Raw genomic sequence first — 16,294 nt, 5'->3', positions numbered from 1 at the left:
CCCCGCAGATGCAGGGGCCGGATCCGGGCGCAGGCTGTGCGGGCTTACATGAAGCCCAGTTCCAGGCGGGCCTCGTCGGACATCATCTCCATGCCCCAGGGCGGCTCCCAGGTGAGTTCGACGTCAACCGTTTTCACACCGGGCACCGGTGAGATGGCATCGACGAGCCAGCCCGGCATCTCGCCCGCAACCGGGCAGCCCGGCGCGGTCAGGGTCATGATGATCCTGACGTCGTTCTCGTCATTGATGTCGATCGTGTAGATCAGGCCCAGCTCGTAGATGTTCACCGGGATTTCCGGATCATAAACGGAGCGGCAGGCGTCGGTCACGGCCTCGTACAGCGGATGGCTGACGGAGGAGGGCGCGATCAGCGGTGCGCCTTCAAGCGGTTCGGAAGGGTTGGTCATGGGGATCCCGGTCTGATATTCCGACGATTTATATAGGGAATGTACAGCCCGGCGTCCAGAGGCGGCGCACACCGCAGCGGGAATGTTCTGTTAATCACCTGTTCGTGAAAATTTGATTTGATGGGGTGAGCGCGCTAAATTGTGGTTCCCCCACGATGATTTAGTAAACGCTGCCCGAAGGATGCGGGCCGTGCGCCGCTGTCCGGCCACGGAGCTGCTGCGTGCGGGCAGGAGCGGAGAGAGGCCATGCCAGGGAAAACTGCGACCCGCAGATGCGCGAATTCTGTTGCCCTTGTGCTGGCGGGCAGCTGCCTGGCGTTGGGCGGGACTGCAGGCGATGCCCGGGCACAGGGGGCATGGCGCTGGCAGCTGACGCCCTTTGTGCTGGCACCATCGGTGGAGGGGACAACAGAGCTGGGGCAGGCAGGCGGCGGTGTATCGATTGATGCGGGCGATGTTTTTGATCAGCTGCAGGCCGGCGGGATGCTGGCATTTGAGGGGCAGCACAGCAGCCGTTTCGGTTTCCGGCTGCGCTATGCGGTGATGGATTCGGACCGGACAGCGGATAGCTTTGCCGGTGCGGTGGCTGCTGCCTATGACCAGAACATGGCTGAGGCAGTGGTGACCTATCGTTTCGGGCAGGGGCGGGACCGGTTTGAGGTCTTTGGCGGACTGCGCCACTGGGATGTGGATGTGACGGCCTATCTGCCGGGCGGCGCGGTGCGGCGGGGCGGCACATGGACCGATCCGATTGCCGGGCTGCGCTGGGAGCGGCGGCTGTCGCCGCGGTTCAGTGTTTCCCTGGAGGGCGATATCGGCGGCTTTGGCGCCGGGTCGGATCAAAGCTGGTCGGCCATGGGCGGGCTGATTTACGACCGCTGGGAGCGGGCTTCGATCTATGTGATGTACCGCGGGCTGGGGGTGGAGTATCAAGACGGCATCCGCGGCACGGACAGCTTTTTCCGCCATGATGCGGTGACTCACGGACTGCTGGCGGGGGTGGGTTTCAGGTTCTGACGCCGGCCGTACCGCATGGGACATGCCGTATGGCCCGTATCATAAGGCCTGACCGAATGGCCGAGCCACGGTGATGTGCAGCCCGGCCTGATGCCAGTCGGTGTTGTCAGTCAGTCGTTGATGTCGTGGTTGAAGGTTTTCACCTGGCCCTTGGGCAGGGCAAAAAAGCGGCGCATCACCAGCCAGGCCGCCAGCGACAGCACCGCAAAGATCAGCAACAGCGGCGGCAGGCTGAGACCGGCGCCCGCCAGCAGCAGCAGGCTGACCGCAGCGGCGCCGATGGCAAAGCCGAGAAAGACAAAGCCGGGCACCAGAACCTCCAGTATGGCTAGCACCAGCGCCGCGGCGCCCCACACCCACCACAAGGCCCAGAACGGCATGTCCATCACTTGCCCCCTTTCAGCAGGTTGAAGGCGTTGCCAAAGGCCTCCAGCGCGTGGGCGGGGACCAGGATGGTCTGATTGCCCTCGCCCTTGCCGAGCGCGTTCAGCGATTCCACCTGTTTCAGAGCGACCTGGTATTGCGCGGCCTCGATACCGTTTTCGCGGATCGCCTTGGCGACGACTTCGGTGGCATAGGCCTCGGCCTCGGCCTGGATGCGGCGGGCCTTGGCGGTCTGTTCGGCGGCATAAAGCTCGGCATCGGCGTTCAGCTCAACCGCGCGTTTCGCGCCCTCGGCCTCGGTCACCTGGGCGCGGCGGGCGCGCTCGGCATTCAGCTGCTGCAGCATCGCGTCGCGGGTGGCCTGATCAAGGTTCACGTCCAGGATTTCGGCGCGGGTTACTTCGATGCCCCAGTCGTCAACAGCGCTTTCGACCGAATGCTGGATCTGCCCGATCAGCTGCGAGCGGTTGGATTGCACCTCGTCCAGGTCCATTTTGCCGATCTCGGCCCGCACGATGCCGGCCACGGTGGTGGCAATGGCGCCGTCCACGTCGCGGATCCGGTAGACGGTCTTTTCCGGTTCCAGGATGCGGTAGAACACCGAAGTGTCGATCTGCACCAGCACGTTGTCCTTGGTGATCGCGTCCTGGGTGGCGTTGGGCAGCTGGCGCTCCAGGATTGACACCTTGTGGCGGGCCACATCCAGGAACGGCACGATGAAGTTAATGCCCGGCCCCAGCACCGAATGCAGGCGGCCGAACCGTTCAATCACGTATTTTTCGGACTGCGGCACGATGCGCACGCCCTTCAGTACCACGATGATCAGCAGGACCGCGCCCAGCAAGTACAGCAGGTTACTGGAGAGAAGGTCCAGAATCAGGTCTTCGTTCATGAATTTTCTTTCTGTTTCAAACGCCTGCGGGCAGGATCCTGCGCCCGTTCCGGCAGGTCAAGATAAACTGCGCCTCAAGAGGCGGAGGGTTTGAGCCGCCGCATCGGGGCCGGGCGGACCCGGTCTTCGATCTCGGCATAGATCAGCGCGGCGATGTTTTTGGAGGAGGTCTTCTCGATCCCTTCCAACCCGGGGGAGGAATTCACCTCCAGCACCTTGGGGCCGGTTTCCGACCGCAACAGGTCGACGCCGGCCACATTCAGGCCAAAGGCACGGGCGGCGCGGACCGCAGTAGAGCGTTCCTCCTTGCTGATACGCACGATTTCGGCGCTGCCGCCCAGATGCAGGTTGGAGCGGAAGTCACCCTCCGCCCCGGAGCGTTTCATCGATGCGACCACCTTGGAGCCGACCACCAGACAGCGGATATCCACACCTGCGGCTTCCTTGACAAACTGCTGCACCAGGAAGTTGGCCTTGAGCCCGCGAAAGGCGGTGATCACGCTTTCGGCGGCCTTTGTGGTTTCCGCCAGCACCACACCCTTGCCCTGGGTGCTTTCGAGCAGTTTAACGATCAGCGGCGCGCCGCCCACGATCTGGATCAGGCTGCCGGTGTCCTTGGGCGAGGCGGCAAAGGCGGTGGCGGGCATGCCGATCTTGTGGCGGGCCAGGATCTGATGCGCGTGCAGCTTGTCGCGGCTGGCGGTGATGCCTTCGGCGCCGTTGACGCAATAGGTGCCCACGGTTTCGAACTGGCGCAGCAGGGCGGTGCCGTATTGGGTGACGGAGGCGCCGATGCGCGGGATCACCGCATCATAGCGGGGCAGGCGCTTGCCGTCATAATGGACCTCGGGCGCCAGCGCGTTCAGCGCCATGTAGCAGCGGGTGGTATTGATCACCTCGACCGTGTGGCCGCGGTTCTCACCCTCTTCCACCAGGCGGCGGGTGGAGTAATTGTCCTCCCGGCTGAGCACAGCAATGCGCAGCGAGCGTTTCGGGGCGGATTTGCGGATGCTGGAAGAGGAATAGACCGAATAATCCAGTTCCGGCTGGCACAGGCGTTCGCCCGGCACCACTGTCACGTTCTCGGTCAGCGCCTGGCGGCCCAGCAGCATGTGTTTCGCCATGCCGCGCCGGTCGGTCAGCGTCAGCTCCACCGGCCAGGACTGGCCTGCGATTTCCATCGGGGTTTCGATCACAAAGCGCATTTCGCTTTCGCCGTTTGACGACGTCACCTCGCGCCGGTCCTTGATCAGGGCAGAGCAGGGGATTTCCAGATCGTACTGACCGGGGATGGGATGCACCATGAAGCGCACCTTGGGGGCGCTTGCCGGGCCAAATGTTTCAATGCCGGTGGCGTGCAGCGAGGAGGTGCGGGCGCCGGTGTCGACCTTGACGCGCAATGCAGGCAGACCAAGGTTGGGCAGGCTGACCCATTCTTCCCAGCCGAGTTTCAATTGCGGTGCGGCGTCGGCTGTGGACATGGAGTTGGCTCCTTGGCATTAGGGGGGAATCACCGGTGTGCCGGTTTGAGTTTAACGGCAGGAATGGAAGATGGCAGAGCTTTTCAACTTTGAACTGAAGGCAACCGACGGCACGGCGCGCACAGGTGTCATCAATACGCCGCGCGGTGAAATCCGCACGCCTGCTTTCATGCCGGTCGGCACCGCTGCGACCGTCAAGGCGATGATGCCGGAAAGCGTGCGCGCGACCGGGGCCGATATCCTGCTGGGCAATACATACCACCTGATGCTGCGCCCGACGGCCGAACGCATCGACCGGCTGGGGGGCTTGCACAAGTTCATGAACTGGGAGCGGCCCATTCTGACGGACTCGGGCGGGTTTCAGGTGATGTCGCTGGCGGGTCTGCGCAAGCTGACCGAAAAGGGCGTGACATTCAAAAGCCATATCGACGGCTCCAAGCATGAGCTGACACCGGAACGATCGATGGAGATCCAGCGGCTGCTGGGATCCGATATCGTGATGTGTTTTGACGAATGCCCGGCGCTGCCTGCGGACCGTGACCGGATTGCGGAATCAATGCGCCTGTCGATGCGCTGGGCCGAGCGGTCGCGTGAGGCATTCGGCGACCGGCCCGGCCATGCGCTGTTCGGGATCATGCAGGGCGGGCTGGAACAGGACCTGCGCGAAGAAAGCGCCGAGGCGCTGAAGAAAATCGGGTTCGAGGGCTATGCCGTTGGCGGCCTTGCGGTGGGCGAGGGGCAGGAGGCGATGTTTGACTGCCTTGATTACGCCCCCGGTTTCCTGCCCGAAGACAAGCCGCGCTATCTGATGGGCGTGGGCAAGCCCGATGACATCGTCGGCGCTGTGGCGCGCGGCATTGACATGATGGACTGCGTGCTGCCGTCGCGGTCGGGCCGCACCGGGCAGGCCTTTACCCGCTATGGCGTGGTGAACATCAAGAACGCCCGCCATCAGGACGACCCGCGGCCCTTGGATGAGCAGTGCAGCTGCCCGGCCTGTTCAAGTTACTCGCGGGCTTACCTGCACCATGTGTTCCGCTCGAACGAGATGATTTCGGGGATGCTGCTGACCTGGCACAACCTGCATTATTTCCAGGAGATCATGCAAGGTATGCGGGAGGCGATTGCCGCCGGCAGTTTTGAAGCCTGGCAGAAGGATTTTCACGATACCCGCGCGCAGGGCGATATCGAGCCGCTGTAAACGGCGCCCCGATACCCCCGGCGCTGCTGCGCCAGGGGCGGGTTCGGGTCTTGGGGCTTACTTTTTGCGCTTGATGCGTTTGGCCTGTTTGATCACCTTGCCAAGCGCTTTGCCGGCGGCGCGGCGTTCAGACGGAGACTGCGCGTTAAAGGCGTCCTCGGATCTTAGCTTTTGCCAGCGCGCAATGCGGGCGGTGTCAAGCTGACCGGCTTTGGCGGCTGCTTGGATGGCGCAGCCCGGTTCGCTTTCATGCTGGCAGTCCCTGAAACGGCAGTGCGCCGCGATATCGGTAAGATCCTGAAACACCATGTCAATACCGTCCTGCGCGTCTGATATCTGCAGCTCGCGCATGCCGGGGGTGTCGATCAGCCAGCCGGCGCCGGGCAGCCGCAGCATTTGCCGGTGCGAAGTCGTATGCCGGCCTTTGCTGTCGTCTTCGCGGATGGCGCCGGTTTGCATCAGCCCGCCGCCGGCCAGAGTGTTGGCAAGCGTGGACTTGCCGACACCTGAGGAGCCGGCCAATGCCACCGTTTCCCCCAGCCCGCACCAGGCGCGCAGGCGGTTCACCTCTGCAGCATTGGTGGCGTCGATGGTTTCGGCAACAAGGCCGGGCTGCAAGGATTGGGCCTGTGTTCGGTAGCTGTCGGGATCATCTGTGAGGTCGGCCTTGGTCAGAATGATTACCGGGGTGGTATTTGCTTCGTTTGCCAGCGCCAGAAAGCGTTCCAGCCGGGCGATGTTGAAGTCGTGATTGCAGGAGGTGACGATAAACAGCGTGTCGATGTTGGCGGCAATCAGCTGTGTTTCGCGGCCGGTGCCGGGCGCGCGCCGTCTAAACAGCGAGGCCCGTTTCAGAATGGCCGTGCTGAGTCCTGTTTCAGGGTCAAGCAGCAGCCAGTCCCCGACAGCGGCGCCGTCAATGGCCGGGCAGGTGAGGGGGCCGTCAGCGCTGATGAGGTCGAACTGGCTGCGGTGAATGGCGGTGATGCGGGCCGGGGCGGCACCGTCGGCGGCATCTGCCATCTGCTGTTGAAAAAAGGGTTTGAAACCCAGTTCGCTCAGACCGGATGAGACCTGGGGACGCACGGGGGTGTTCAGAAAGCCGGGAAGTTTTCTGCGGTTCATGTCTTAAAACTCTCGGAGAGCCCGTTTGGCGGGCGTGGTATATTCAAATGCGGCCAAACAAAACCGGCCCGCTGGCTGCAGGTCTGAAGGTTTTTGTGTTTGGTTTGGGCCGGCATGCCGCGGGCCCGGATGACTCAGGTCATACAATCTCCGGTATTCGCCGGGCAGTTTAGGCGCCGGCGCGCAGTTGTTCAAGGTGCTGGATGCGAACCCTGTGCCCAGCAGTTGGAACCCGCCCGTATGGCTGCTGGATGACGGCTGGCCGGGCGCAACTATGTGCTGTTAAACGGCCAGTGACCTGCGGCTCTTACAGCTGCGGCGGGCCCGTTAGGCCTTTGGTCACCCTTTCACCATTTGCGCCCTTGTGGTCCGGCTGCGGTGCGGGCAAGGTGGCTGCAAACCTTGGGGCAGGGCGGTTGAAAAGTGTTAACCATCCCCCCAGATAAAGACATCAATTGAGGAGACGGGCCAAAGCTGCCGGGATCGGGGCCGGACCGTCTTGCCAAATCAAAGGACCGAGTATGCAAGAGCCACTCAATTCCTCCTACCCAGTCCTGCCGCTGCGCGACATCGTGGTTTTTCCCCACATGATCGTGCCGCTGTTTGTGGGCCGGGAAAAATCGGTGCGCGCCCTGGAAGAGGTGATGGCGGATGACAAGCAGATCCTGCTGTCCAGCCAGATCGACCCCTCCGAGGACGATCCCGAAACCGATAGCATCTATTCCGTGGGCGTGCTGGCCAATGTGCTGCAGCTGCTGAAACTGCCCGATGGCACCGTCAAGGTGCTGGTCGAGGGGCAGGCGCGTGTAAAGATCACCGAATTCCTGGAAAACGACAATTTCTTTGAGGCCAAGGCCGAAGAACTGCCGGAAATGCCCGGCGACGTCACCACCACCGAGGCGCTGGTGCGCACTGTGGGGGACGAGTTCGAGCGCTACGCCAAGGTCCGCAAGAACATCCCCGAGGAGGCCCTGTCCGCCGTGGGGGAAACCACCGAGCCGGCCAAGCTGGCCGATCTGGTTGCGGGTCATCTGGGCATCGAGGTGGACCGCAAGCAGGAACTGCTGGAAACACTGTCCATCAGCGAACGGCTGGAGAAGGTCTATGGCCTGATGCAGGGCGAAATGTCGGTTCTGCAGGTCGAGAAAAAGATCAAGACCCGCGTCAAATCCCAGATGGAGAAGACCCAGCGCGAATATTATCTGAATGAGCAGATGAAGGCCATTCAGAAGGAGCTGGGCGACGGCGAGGAGGGCGCTGGCGAAATCGCCGAGCTGGAAGAGAAAATCGCCGCCACCAAACTGTCGAAAGAGGCGCGCGAAAAGGCGGATGCCGAGCTGAAGAAGCTCAAGAACATGTCGCCGATGTCGGCCGAAGCCACGGTGGTGCGCAACTATCTGGACTGGATGCTGTCGATCCCGTGGGGCACCAAGTCCCGCGTCAAGAAAGACCTGAACAAGGCGCAGGAGATCCTCGATGAGGATCACTATGGCCTGGAGAAGGTCAAGGAGCGGATCGTCGAATACCTGGCGGTGCAGCAGCGTTCAATCAAGCTGAAGGGGCCGATCCTGTGCCTCGTCGGCCCGCCGGGCGTGGGTAAAACCTCGTTGGGTAAATCGGTTGCCAAGGCGACCGGGCGCGAATTCATCCGCATTTCGCTGGGCGGCGTGCGCGACGAGTCCGAGATCCGCGGCCACCGCAGGACCTATATCGGCTCGATGCCCGGTAAGATCATCCAGGCGCTGAAGAAGGCGAAAACCACCAACCCGCTGATCCTGCTTGATGAGATCGACAAGATGGGCCAGGATTTCCGCGGCGACCCTGCGAGCGCCATGCTGGAGGTGCTGGATCCGGAACAGAACAACACCTTCATGGATCACTATCTGGAGGTCGAATACGACCTCTCGAACGTGATGTTCCTGACCACCTCGAACAGCTACAACATGCCCGGGCCGCTGCTGGACCGGATGGAGATTATTCCGCTGTCGGGCTACACCGAGGACGAAAAGCGCGAGATCGCCAAGCAGCACTTGATTTCCAAGCAGGTGAAGAACCACGGGTTGAAAGCCAAGGAGTTTGAGCTGACCGAGGACGCGGTGACGGAGATGATCCGCACCTATACGCGGGAAGCCGGTGTGCGGAACCTGGAGCGCGAGATCGCCAAGGTGGCACGGAAATCGCTGACCAAGATCATCAAGAAAGAAGCCGGCAGCGTGACTGTCACGGCGGACAATCTGGATGATTTCCTGGGCGTCAAGAAGTTCCGCTACGGGTTGGCCGAGATGGAAGATCAGGTTGGTGTCGTTACCGGCCTCGCCTATACATCGGTTGGCGGTGAGCTGCTGTCGATCGAGGCGCTGCGGCTGCCGGGCAAGGGCCGGATGAAGACCACCGGCAAGCTGGGCGATGTGATGAAGGAGTCAATCGAAGCGGCGTCCAGTTATGTGCGCTCGATCAGCCCGCAGATCGGGGTCAAGCCGCCGCAGTTCGACAAGCTGGACATCCATGTGCACGTGCCCGACGGCGCGACGCCCAAGGACGGCCCAAGCGCAGGCCTGGCGATGGTTACAGCGATTGTGTCGGTGCTGACCGGCATCCCGGTGCGCAAGGATATTGCGATGACGGGCGAGGTCACGCTACGCGGCAATGCAAGTGCCATTGGCGGGCTCAAGGAAAAGCTTCTGGCGGCCCTGCGCGGCGGCATCAAGACCGTGCTGATCCCGCAGGAAAATGAAAAGGATCTGCCGGAAATTCCGGACAATGTGAAAGAAGGGTTGAAAATCATCCCTGTGTCCCATGTTTCCGAGGTTCTGAACCACGCGCTGGTGTCCCAGCCGGACCCCATCGAATGGGACCAGGAGGCCGAGGAAGCTGCAGCAGCCAAAGCGGCTCTGAAAGGCTCAGAGGACGGGGCGGGCGCCACAGCCCACTGATCTAGGCCTGCAGTGAATGGAAAATAGAAAGGGCGGTCCCGCAGGGCCGCCCTTTTTCAGTTTTATCTTCCGTTCCGGCCCTTCTTGCCGGGGCATGGCTCCAGGTTTCTGTGTGTCTTTCCCGACTGGCCTCAGATGTGGGAGGAGGGCTCCCGCCCGCTGCGCGATGCGCTGATGCGCCTCAGCAGCAGTTGGGCGGGGCGCCGCACCTGGGGTGCGGCGCGCGGCCTGCCCCGACGGGGCAGGCCGCCGGGCCCAAAACCCGTATGGAGACCTGCCGCAGGCCGGGGTCCGTGCGGGTGTGGGAGCGCCCTGCGGTATCGCTTGGGAAGTCGGTCAGGCCGCCTTGCTGGAACCGGCCATTCTGGTCTGTACCGTGGCAATGGCCATTTCGGCCGGGCTGACATCTGCTGCCTCAGCCTGGATCAGGATCGACGCCATCGTTTCGTCCAGCGCTTTGAGTTTCTCGGCAACAAATCCCTTACGGTCCTTGATTCGCTGGATTTCGGTCGCGACGTTGATGATGCCGCCGCCATTGGCCACAAAGTCGGGCGCATAAAGGATGCCGCGCGCGTGCAGGGCTGCGGCGTCAGCAGCGGTCGCCAGCTGGTTGTTGGCGCCGCCTGCGACGATGTCCGCCTTCAGTTGCGGGATCGTCCGGGCATTCAAGATGCCGCCGATGGCACAGGGAGCAAAGACGTCTGCGTCAACACCGTAGATTCCGTCCAGCGGCACTGCTTTGGCGCCGAATTCGGCAATTGCCTGTTCTACACGGGCCTCGTCGATGTCTGTCACAATCAGCTTGGCGCCGGCCTCGGTCAGAAACTGGCAAAGATACCAGCCGACATGGCCGAGGCCCTGCACCGCAACGGTGACGCCGCCCAGATCCCGGCTGCCGTGTTTGTGGGCACGCGTGGTGCAAATCGCGTTGAAGATACCGCGGGCGGTGATGGGTGAGGGATCGCCGCTGGCATATTCGCCATCGGCAAGACCTGCCACAAACCGGGTTTCCTCTGCCAGAACCCCCATGTCGGAAGGGCTCATCCCCATGTCTTCGGCAGTGATGTAACGGCCGTCCAGGCTTTCGATGGCACGGGCAAAGGCGCGCAGCAGCTCCGGCGATTTGTCCCGGGCAGGGTCGCCGATGATCACCGCTTTGCCGCCGCCCAGCGTCAGTCCCGCTGCGGCGTTCTTGTAGGTCATGCCTTCGCTGAGCCGCTGAACGTCGGTCAGTGCTTCTTCTTCGCTGGCATAGGGGCGCATCCGCAAACCGCCGGCGGCGGGACCCAGCCGGGTGGAGTGGATGGCGATGAAGCCAAGCAGCCCTGCGGAGGCCTCCTCGACGCGGTAGATCTCTTCATGGGTGGTCGATGCGACGGCAGTCACTGTCATCTGGATTGCTCCTCCAAAACTTTTCCCGATAATACTAGAGCGCGGGCGCCGGTTTTCACTAAATAGACCTGCCAGGGCAGTAGTGTTTGGTGGTATACTCTAAAAAAGAAGAATATCTTAGAGGAAAACTCCATGGACTCAATTGATCGCAAGATTGTGGCTGCGCTTCAGCGCAATGGGCGGCTGAAGATTTCCGAATTGTCTGAGAAGGTCGGGCTATCGCCAACACCCTGTGCGCGCCGGGTGGCCAATCTGGAGGAAAGCGGCGTCATCAGCGGCTATTCCGCGCGGGTGGATCAGGCCAAGATGGGGCTGCCGGTCACGATCTTTGTGGCGGTGGAGCTGGAGCGCCAATCGACCGGCGCCCTGCAGGCTTTTGAAAAAGCGGTGCGCCAGTTCGATCAGGTGATGGAGTGCTACCTAATGACCGGCACGCGCGATATCCTGCTGCGGGTGGTGGCCGAGGATCTGCCGGATTTCGACCGGTTTCTGGAGGACCGTCTGATGCGGGTGCCGGGCATTCGCAACACCCGATCCAGTTTTACCTTGCGCACTATGATTCAGCGCGATGCCCTGCCGGCCTGCTAACCGGTTCACGCCGGAGGGGGCCTGTGTTAGGCTGGCTGCGCAGAGCAGGCCCGCACGCCTGGCTGCCAATCGCAACAGCGCGGCGCAGCTGAGAAACCGATGCAGGGCAAATAACAGGATCACGGGGCACAAATGGCAAGAGCAACCAGTAAAAGCAGTACATCCGGGCGCAAGCCCGGCGAAGGCAAGCCACCTGTCCGCAAGGCAGGCACGCTGAAGGCGTCCACCGCCAGGACGGCTGCTGTGAAACCTGCGACAGACAAGCCGGAAGATGTGAACGCACCGATGCAGCGGGACGTGCCAGAGGCCAACCCGTCATCCGAAGCGACTGCCGCACCGGAACCCGTGGTTGTAACAGCCGCTTCACCGGTTGTTGCCGCACCGGAACTGAACAAGAAGGAACTGGTGGAGCTGGCGGTCGAACGCTCTGGTGTCAAAAAGAGAGACGCAAAGCCGGTGGTGGAGGCGGTTCTGGCGCTGCTGGGCGAGGCTGTGGCCGAAGGCCGTGAACTGAACCTCAAGCCGTTCGGGAAACTGCGCATCAACCGCAGCCAGGAGCGCAGCAATGGCAAAGTGTTCGTATGCAAACTGCGCCAGCCGGCCCTCGCAAAAAGCGCGGCGGCAGAAAATTCCGGGGAAGCCGGAAATTCTTCCAATGACCCTCTTGCAGAGGCCGCATCGGACGGGTAGAAGCCTGCCTCACGGGTGATTAGCTCAGTGGTAGAGCGCTTCGTTCACATCGAAGATGTCAGGAGTTCAAATCTCTTATCACCCACCATTTTTTCCAAAAGGCGCTCCCTGAATAGGTTGAGCGCCTTTTCTTGTTTGCGGGGTTCCGTTGCCCCCGGCTTGCCGCTACCAATTTGGCGATAGAACCGGGCAGGGGACATGTGATGCAATTTCCGAAAATCTGGCTGCTGAGACACGGGCAGACCGAGTGGAATGCAGAGCACCGCATTCAGGGCCAGCTGGAATCGCCGCTGACACCGCTGGGCATTGAACATGCCCGTCGGCAGGCCGGTCTGATGGCGCCGGTGCTGGAGCGGAAACCGGCCTGCTATGCGTCCCCGCTGGGCCGTGCCCAGCAGACGGCGGATATCGCGTTGAGAGGGGCGCCGTTTGTGACCGACCCGCGCCTGGCGGAAGCCTTTGCCGGAGTGTTTCAGGGGATGACGCTGCAGGATGTCGCGCAGCGTTACCCGCAGATCCATGGCGCCAATCCGCGGAATCTGGATCTGTTCTGCGAGGCCCCCGGCGGCGAAGGCTATGCCAGCTTTCATGGCCGCATTCTGGACTTCATGCTGTCGCTGACCGGGCCGTCTGTGGTGGTGGCGCATGGGCTTTTGGGGCAAGTGATGCGCGGTATCATCTGCGGCCTGCCCCGCGACAGCATGGCGGCGCTGCCGAACGGACAGGGGTGCGTTTATGTGCTGGAGAACGGGGTGGAAACCGTTTTGGAGTGAACCGGCGGGCAGGGTGGAAAAATCTTCGTTTTCCTCTTGCGCTGCCCGGCGGCATTGTCTAAATCCCCGCTTACCGGGTCGTTAGCTCAGTTGGTAGAGCGCTTCGTTTACACCGAAGATGTCGGGAGTTCGAGCCTCTCACGACCCACCATCCCCACCTTGCAGATTGACCGTTCTGAGGTGCCGATTGGCACGTAGCCTTTGGGCTTTTTCCATCTGTTTCAAGGGATTACCGTGAGGGAGAATTTTTTTTGAGGGAAAGTCCCGAAAAAGGCAAAACACTTCTTGACGGTTCTAAGAGGTGAGAATATTACAGCCCAACATTCAGCAGCGATGCTGAACGTGCAGCGGGCGGTTGTAGCTCAGTTGGTTAGAGTACCGGCCTGTCACGCCGGGGGTCGCGGGTTCGAGCCCCGTCAACCGCGCCACCGCTGCACCTCATCCTGGGGTAAAACAGGATCCGCCCCGGAGGGGAATTGGATTGGAAACAATCCGCCGAAAGGCGAAAATGCGGTTGTAGCTCAGTTGGTTAGAGTACCGGCCTGTCACGCCGGGGGTCGCGGGTTCGAGCCCCGTCAACCGCGCCATTTTCGCCTGCCGCCCTGGCATTGCAGGGTCCGCCCCGGAGGGGAACACTGGCCGGAAGCGGCCGCCGAAAGGCAAATGCGCGGTTGTAGCTCAGCTGGTTAGAGTACCGGCCTGTCACGCCGGGGGTCGCGGGTTCGAGCCCCGTCAACCGCGCCACTTTCTCCCTACTTTTAGGTATGAGCCCAGCTGCAGCATGGTTATTCGGCTGTTTCTGGGGTGTCCTGGCTGAAAGTGTTGAGCCAGCCTGGCGCGCTCTTTTCCCAAAGCGAAGAGATCAGCATGACCTGCCAGCACGAGCTGCCTGAGGGACGGTACCGCGCCCGGTAGGACAGCAATACAGCTTTTTCTGTTATGACGCGCAGCTGCGCATCACTCAGCCGGAATTGCGCCATTACCGGCCCGTCCTTCAGTTGATCGCAATGGCCTGCCTTGCCCGAAAAGCCGCTGGGATAGACACCTAGGAAGTCCTCCGACAGCATCCGGCCATCTGCCTCGGGGTCGCCGGAAACAAGTGCCTCCCAGACCTTGGTTTCCAGGGTAAGGATTTCGGCCAGCTGCGGGCCTTTGGTCATATTCTTTTCCGTCATGGCGCCACATTGGCGAACAGGCGCATCAGGTGCAAGCAGTCGGGGCCGGGGGGTCAAAGGGCTGGAGGGTTCGGGTCCGCGCCGGTGTCGTGGCGCCAGCCAGTGAGTTCGAAATCGACCCATTTCTTGAGGCGTTCCAGGTCTGCCTTGGGGATGGTTTCCAGATACCGCAGCATCACGCGGGTGCCGTGCTGATAGCCGGCGCGGTAGCTTTCTTCCGGGTCGGTCTGGTTGCCTTCGAAACCGGGCGGGCGGTTGAATCTGCTTTGTGCCATCTGCTGTCTCCATCGTAGTCCGCTGTCGCGGCAGAAATCACATACAGTATCGGATGGTTCGGATAACCAACTCTTAATCCGGGAGGGGGGGCCGGGATAAACGTTGGAAAAAATGCGCTGCAAGATCCTGGAGAATCCCGTGTGCGGCGGGTTTGCAGGCGATGCCACCTGTTCTGCGGGCAGCGGGCGGAGCCGGAACGCTCCCGCGCCAACGGCGCCAGGCCCAACGGGAAGAAGGCCTCGCAAGAGACTTGATGACGGGCGGGAGTGCGCCGTTGCTGGCTAATGCATCCGGTGGCATTGGGCGGCACCGGGCGGAGCGGGGAGAAGCGGTGCCATCACTGCCGTAAGTCTTGCGCACGTCTTGAGGAGAGAGTTCATGCCTGCTTCCCGTTGTCCGGCTTGCTTTGCGGTGACCGGATTGGAGTATCCGGGCGGGGCTTCGAAGTGCGCCGCCCGAAACTGGGGTTACTTGCGCGACAGGGCGTCCAGGACACGGGCCCAGGACCGGATGCCCTTATGGAAGCTCTTCAGGTCGTACTTCTCATTCGGCGAGTGGATGGCGTCGTCGTCATTGGCAAAGCCGATCAGCATCGCGTCCATGCCCAGGATCGACTTGAAGAAGCCGGCAATCGGGATCGAGCCGCCCATGCCGCAGAACACCGCTTCGCGCTCCCATTCATCCGACAGGGCGCCGCGGGCGGCCTCGAACTCGGGGCGCGACGTGTTCATTACCGCGGCAGGGGAGCCTTCGAGGTCGTTGTTCCAGGCTACCGAGGCATCAACGGGCAGGCGGTCCTCGACGTGCTTGCGGATCTTGGCACGCAGCGCATCCGGGTCCATGTCGCCGACCAGGCGGCAGGTGATCTTGCAATGCGCCTCGGACGGGATCACGGTTTTGGAGCCGGCCCCGTTGTAGCCGCCCCAAAGCCCGTTCACCTCCAGCGTCGGGCGGGCCCATTGCTGTTCCAGGGTGGAATAGGCTTTTTCGCCGTGCGGCTGCGAGTAGCCGACCGAACTCAGGTATTCGGATTCGTCAAAACCGCAGGTCTGCCATTGGCGCAGCTGGTCCTCGGGGACTTCATGCACGCCGTCATAGAAACCCCCGACGGCCACGCGCCCGGTGTCACTGTCATAAAAGGAGGCAACAATTTCCGAGAGCGTGCGCAGCGGGTTCAGGCCGGGGCCGCCGTAGTGGCCCGAATGCAAATCGATACGCGGGCCGGTGATGGTGAATTCGTCCTTCAGCATGCCGCGCAGCTGCGAGGAGATCGACGGCACCCCGCGCGACACCATCGACGTGTCGCAGATCAGCGCGAGGTCGGCCTTCAGCTCCCCGGCATTGGCTTCCATGAAGGGGATCAGCGAGGGGGAGCCGCTTTCCTCTTCACCCTCAAAGAAAAAGGTGATGCGGCAGGGCAGGGAGCCGTTCACGGCCTTCCAGGCACGGCAGGCCTCGACAAAGGTCATCAGCTGGCCCTTGTCGTCCGAGGATCCGCGGCCGCGGATCACGGTGCCGTTCGGGGTTTCCTCCAGCTGCGGTTCAAACGGCGGCGTGTTCCACAGGGCAAGCGGGTCGACCGGCTGCACGTCATAGTGGCCGTAGAACAGCACATGCGGGGCCTGCGCGTTTTCCTCGCCCACATGGCCGACCACCATCGGATGGCCCGGCGTTTCGCGTTTCTCTGCCTTGATACCGATGGCGTTGAGGTCAGCCACCAGCCAGTCGGCGGCTTTGTCACAGTCGGCCTTAAAGGCGGGATCAGTGGAAATCGTCTGGATCCGCAGCAGGTCCATCAGCCGTTCGGTGGCGGCGTCCAGCTCTGTGTCGATCCGGTCCAGAACATCATTCAGTGCCATCTTTCATTCTCCTGCGTGTCCGGTTGCGGGCAATTTGCCGCGGACCCTAGCAGCGGTCCTGAACAGGGGCCAGTGGGGGAAGGGCGGGGTTTCGCTTGTTT

At 62.1% G+C, this 16,294-nt stretch carries 15 protein-coding genes and 5 tRNA genes; 11 read left to right on the top strand and 9 right to left on the bottom strand.

From position 1 onward, the window contains the following. Window positions 1–44: 44 nt before the first annotated feature. Window positions 45–407, bottom strand: a complete 363-nt coding sequence (locus ETW24_RS12285; RefSeq protein WP_129371311.1) for an SUF system Fe-S cluster assembly protein — start codon at window positions 405–407, stop codon at window positions 45–47. A gap of 246 nt (window positions 408–653) precedes the next feature. Between ETW24_RS12285 and ETW24_RS12280 the strand changes: the two genes are divergently transcribed. Continuing rightward, complete coding sequence (locus ETW24_RS12280; protein WP_129371310.1) at window positions 654–1,424, top strand: hypothetical protein; 771 nt, start codon at window positions 654–656, stop codon at window positions 1,422–1,424. Between the two features lie 110 nt (window positions 1,425–1,534). Here ETW24_RS12280 and ETW24_RS12275 read toward each other — a convergent pair whose 3' ends face one another. From ETW24_RS12275 to rimK, 3 genes are all read right to left on the bottom strand, one after another. Beyond that, a complete protein-coding gene (locus ETW24_RS12275) occupies window positions 1,535–1,810 on the bottom strand; it encodes an NfeD family protein (protein WP_129371309.1) in 276 nt (91 codons plus the stop codon). Beyond that, window positions 1,810–2,700 (bottom strand): SPFH domain-containing protein, encoded by an 891-nt coding sequence (locus ETW24_RS12270; protein ID WP_129371308.1) that lies wholly within the window; start codon window positions 2,698–2,700, stop codon window positions 1,810–1,812. The genes ETW24_RS12275 and ETW24_RS12270 overlap by 1 nt, the downstream gene beginning before the upstream one ends. 74 nt (window positions 2,701–2,774) lie before the next feature. After that, window positions 2,775–4,181 carry a 30S ribosomal protein S6--L-glutamate ligase gene (gene rimK / locus ETW24_RS12265; RefSeq protein WP_129371307.1) on the bottom strand — a complete coding sequence of 469 codons (1,407 nt, stop codon included), beginning with the start codon at window positions 4,179–4,181 and terminating at the stop codon, window positions 2,775–2,777. Window positions 4,182–4,251: 70 nt separating this feature from the next. Between rimK and tgt the strand changes: the two genes are divergently transcribed. Further along, window positions 4,252–5,382: a tRNA guanosine(34) transglycosylase Tgt gene (gene tgt / locus ETW24_RS12260; protein WP_129371306.1), complete on the top strand. Its 1,131-nt coding sequence runs from the start codon at window positions 4,252–4,254 to the stop codon at window positions 5,380–5,382. Window positions 5,383–5,439: 57 nt separating this feature from the next. Here tgt and rsgA read toward each other — a convergent pair whose 3' ends face one another. Beyond that, entirely contained in the window at window positions 5,440–6,507 is a 1,068-nt protein-coding gene (rsgA, locus tag ETW24_RS12255) for a ribosome small subunit-dependent GTPase A (protein WP_129371305.1), read from the bottom strand. A gap of 521 nt (window positions 6,508–7,028) precedes the next feature. Between rsgA and lon the strand changes: the two genes are divergently transcribed. Continuing rightward, window positions 7,029–9,440, top strand: coding sequence for an endopeptidase La (gene lon / locus ETW24_RS12250; protein WP_129371304.1), 2,412 nt, complete (start codon window positions 7,029–7,031; stop codon window positions 9,438–9,440). A 336-nt stretch (window positions 9,441–9,776) separates the two neighbouring features. Here lon and ETW24_RS12245 read toward each other — a convergent pair whose 3' ends face one another. After that, on the bottom strand, window positions 9,777–10,832 hold the full coding sequence (locus ETW24_RS12245) for a Glu/Leu/Phe/Val family dehydrogenase (protein ID WP_205877257.1): 1,056 nt from the start codon (window positions 10,830–10,832) through the stop codon (window positions 9,777–9,779). 132 nt (window positions 10,833–10,964) lie between these two features. On the opposite strand from ETW24_RS12245, the gene ETW24_RS12240 reads away from it, so the two are divergent. From ETW24_RS12240 to ETW24_RS12205, 8 genes are all read left to right on the top strand, one after another. Continuing rightward, window positions 10,965–11,420, top strand: coding sequence for an Lrp/AsnC family transcriptional regulator (locus tag ETW24_RS12240; protein ID WP_129371302.1), 456 nt, complete (start codon window positions 10,965–10,967; stop codon window positions 11,418–11,420). Window positions 11,421–11,552: 132 nt separating this feature from the next. After that, window positions 11,553–12,110 carry an HU family DNA-binding protein gene (locus ETW24_RS12235; RefSeq protein ID WP_254695607.1) on the top strand — a complete coding sequence of 186 codons (558 nt, stop codon included), beginning with the start codon at window positions 11,553–11,555 and terminating at the stop codon, window positions 12,108–12,110. A gap of 13 nt (window positions 12,111–12,123) precedes the next feature. After that, window positions 12,124–12,198: transfer RNA gene (locus tag ETW24_RS12230), tRNA-Val, on the top strand. Window positions 12,199–12,313: 115 nt separating this feature from the next. After that, complete coding sequence (locus ETW24_RS12225) at window positions 12,314–12,883, top strand: histidine phosphatase family protein (protein ID WP_129371301.1); 570 nt, start codon at window positions 12,314–12,316, stop codon at window positions 12,881–12,883. Window positions 12,884–12,958: 75 nt separating this feature from the next. After that, window positions 12,959–13,034, top strand: a tRNA-Val gene (locus tag ETW24_RS12220). Window positions 13,035–13,234: 200 nt separating this feature from the next. Then, window positions 13,235–13,311 (top strand) — tRNA-Asp (locus ETW24_RS12215). Window positions 13,312–13,393: 82 nt separating this feature from the next. Further along, window positions 13,394–13,470: transfer RNA gene (locus ETW24_RS12210), tRNA-Asp, on the top strand. A gap of 80 nt (window positions 13,471–13,550) precedes the next feature. Then, a tRNA-Asp gene (locus ETW24_RS12205) sits at window positions 13,551–13,627 on the top strand. Window positions 13,628–13,668: 41 nt separating this feature from the next. Here ETW24_RS12205 and ETW24_RS12200 read toward each other — a convergent pair. The 3 genes from ETW24_RS12200 to ETW24_RS12190 all read right to left on the bottom strand — a co-directional run bounded on the left by ETW24_RS12200 (window position 13,669) and on the right by ETW24_RS12190 (window position 16,193). Next, window positions 13,669–14,043, bottom strand: a complete 375-nt coding sequence (locus ETW24_RS12200; protein WP_254695606.1) for a nuclear transport factor 2 family protein — start codon at window positions 14,041–14,043, stop codon at window positions 13,669–13,671. Window positions 14,044–14,111: 68 nt separating this feature from the next. Beyond that, window positions 14,112–14,333: a hypothetical protein gene (locus ETW24_RS12195; RefSeq protein ID WP_129371299.1), complete on the bottom strand. Its 222-nt coding sequence runs from the start codon at window positions 14,331–14,333 to the stop codon at window positions 14,112–14,114. A gap of 468 nt (window positions 14,334–14,801) precedes the next feature. Continuing rightward, a complete protein-coding gene (locus ETW24_RS12190; RefSeq protein WP_129371298.1) occupies window positions 14,802–16,193 on the bottom strand; it encodes a M20/M25/M40 family metallo-hydrolase in 1,392 nt (463 codons plus the stop codon). Between the last annotated feature and the right edge of the window lie 101 nt (window positions 16,194–16,294).

It is taken from the genome of Leisingera sp. NJS204, assembly GCF_004123675.1.
Lineage (GTDB): Bacteria > Pseudomonadota > Alphaproteobacteria > Rhodobacterales > Rhodobacteraceae > Leisingera.
Note: the sequence above shows the minus strand (reverse complement) of the source record. Positions and strands in the feature narration are given on the sequence as shown.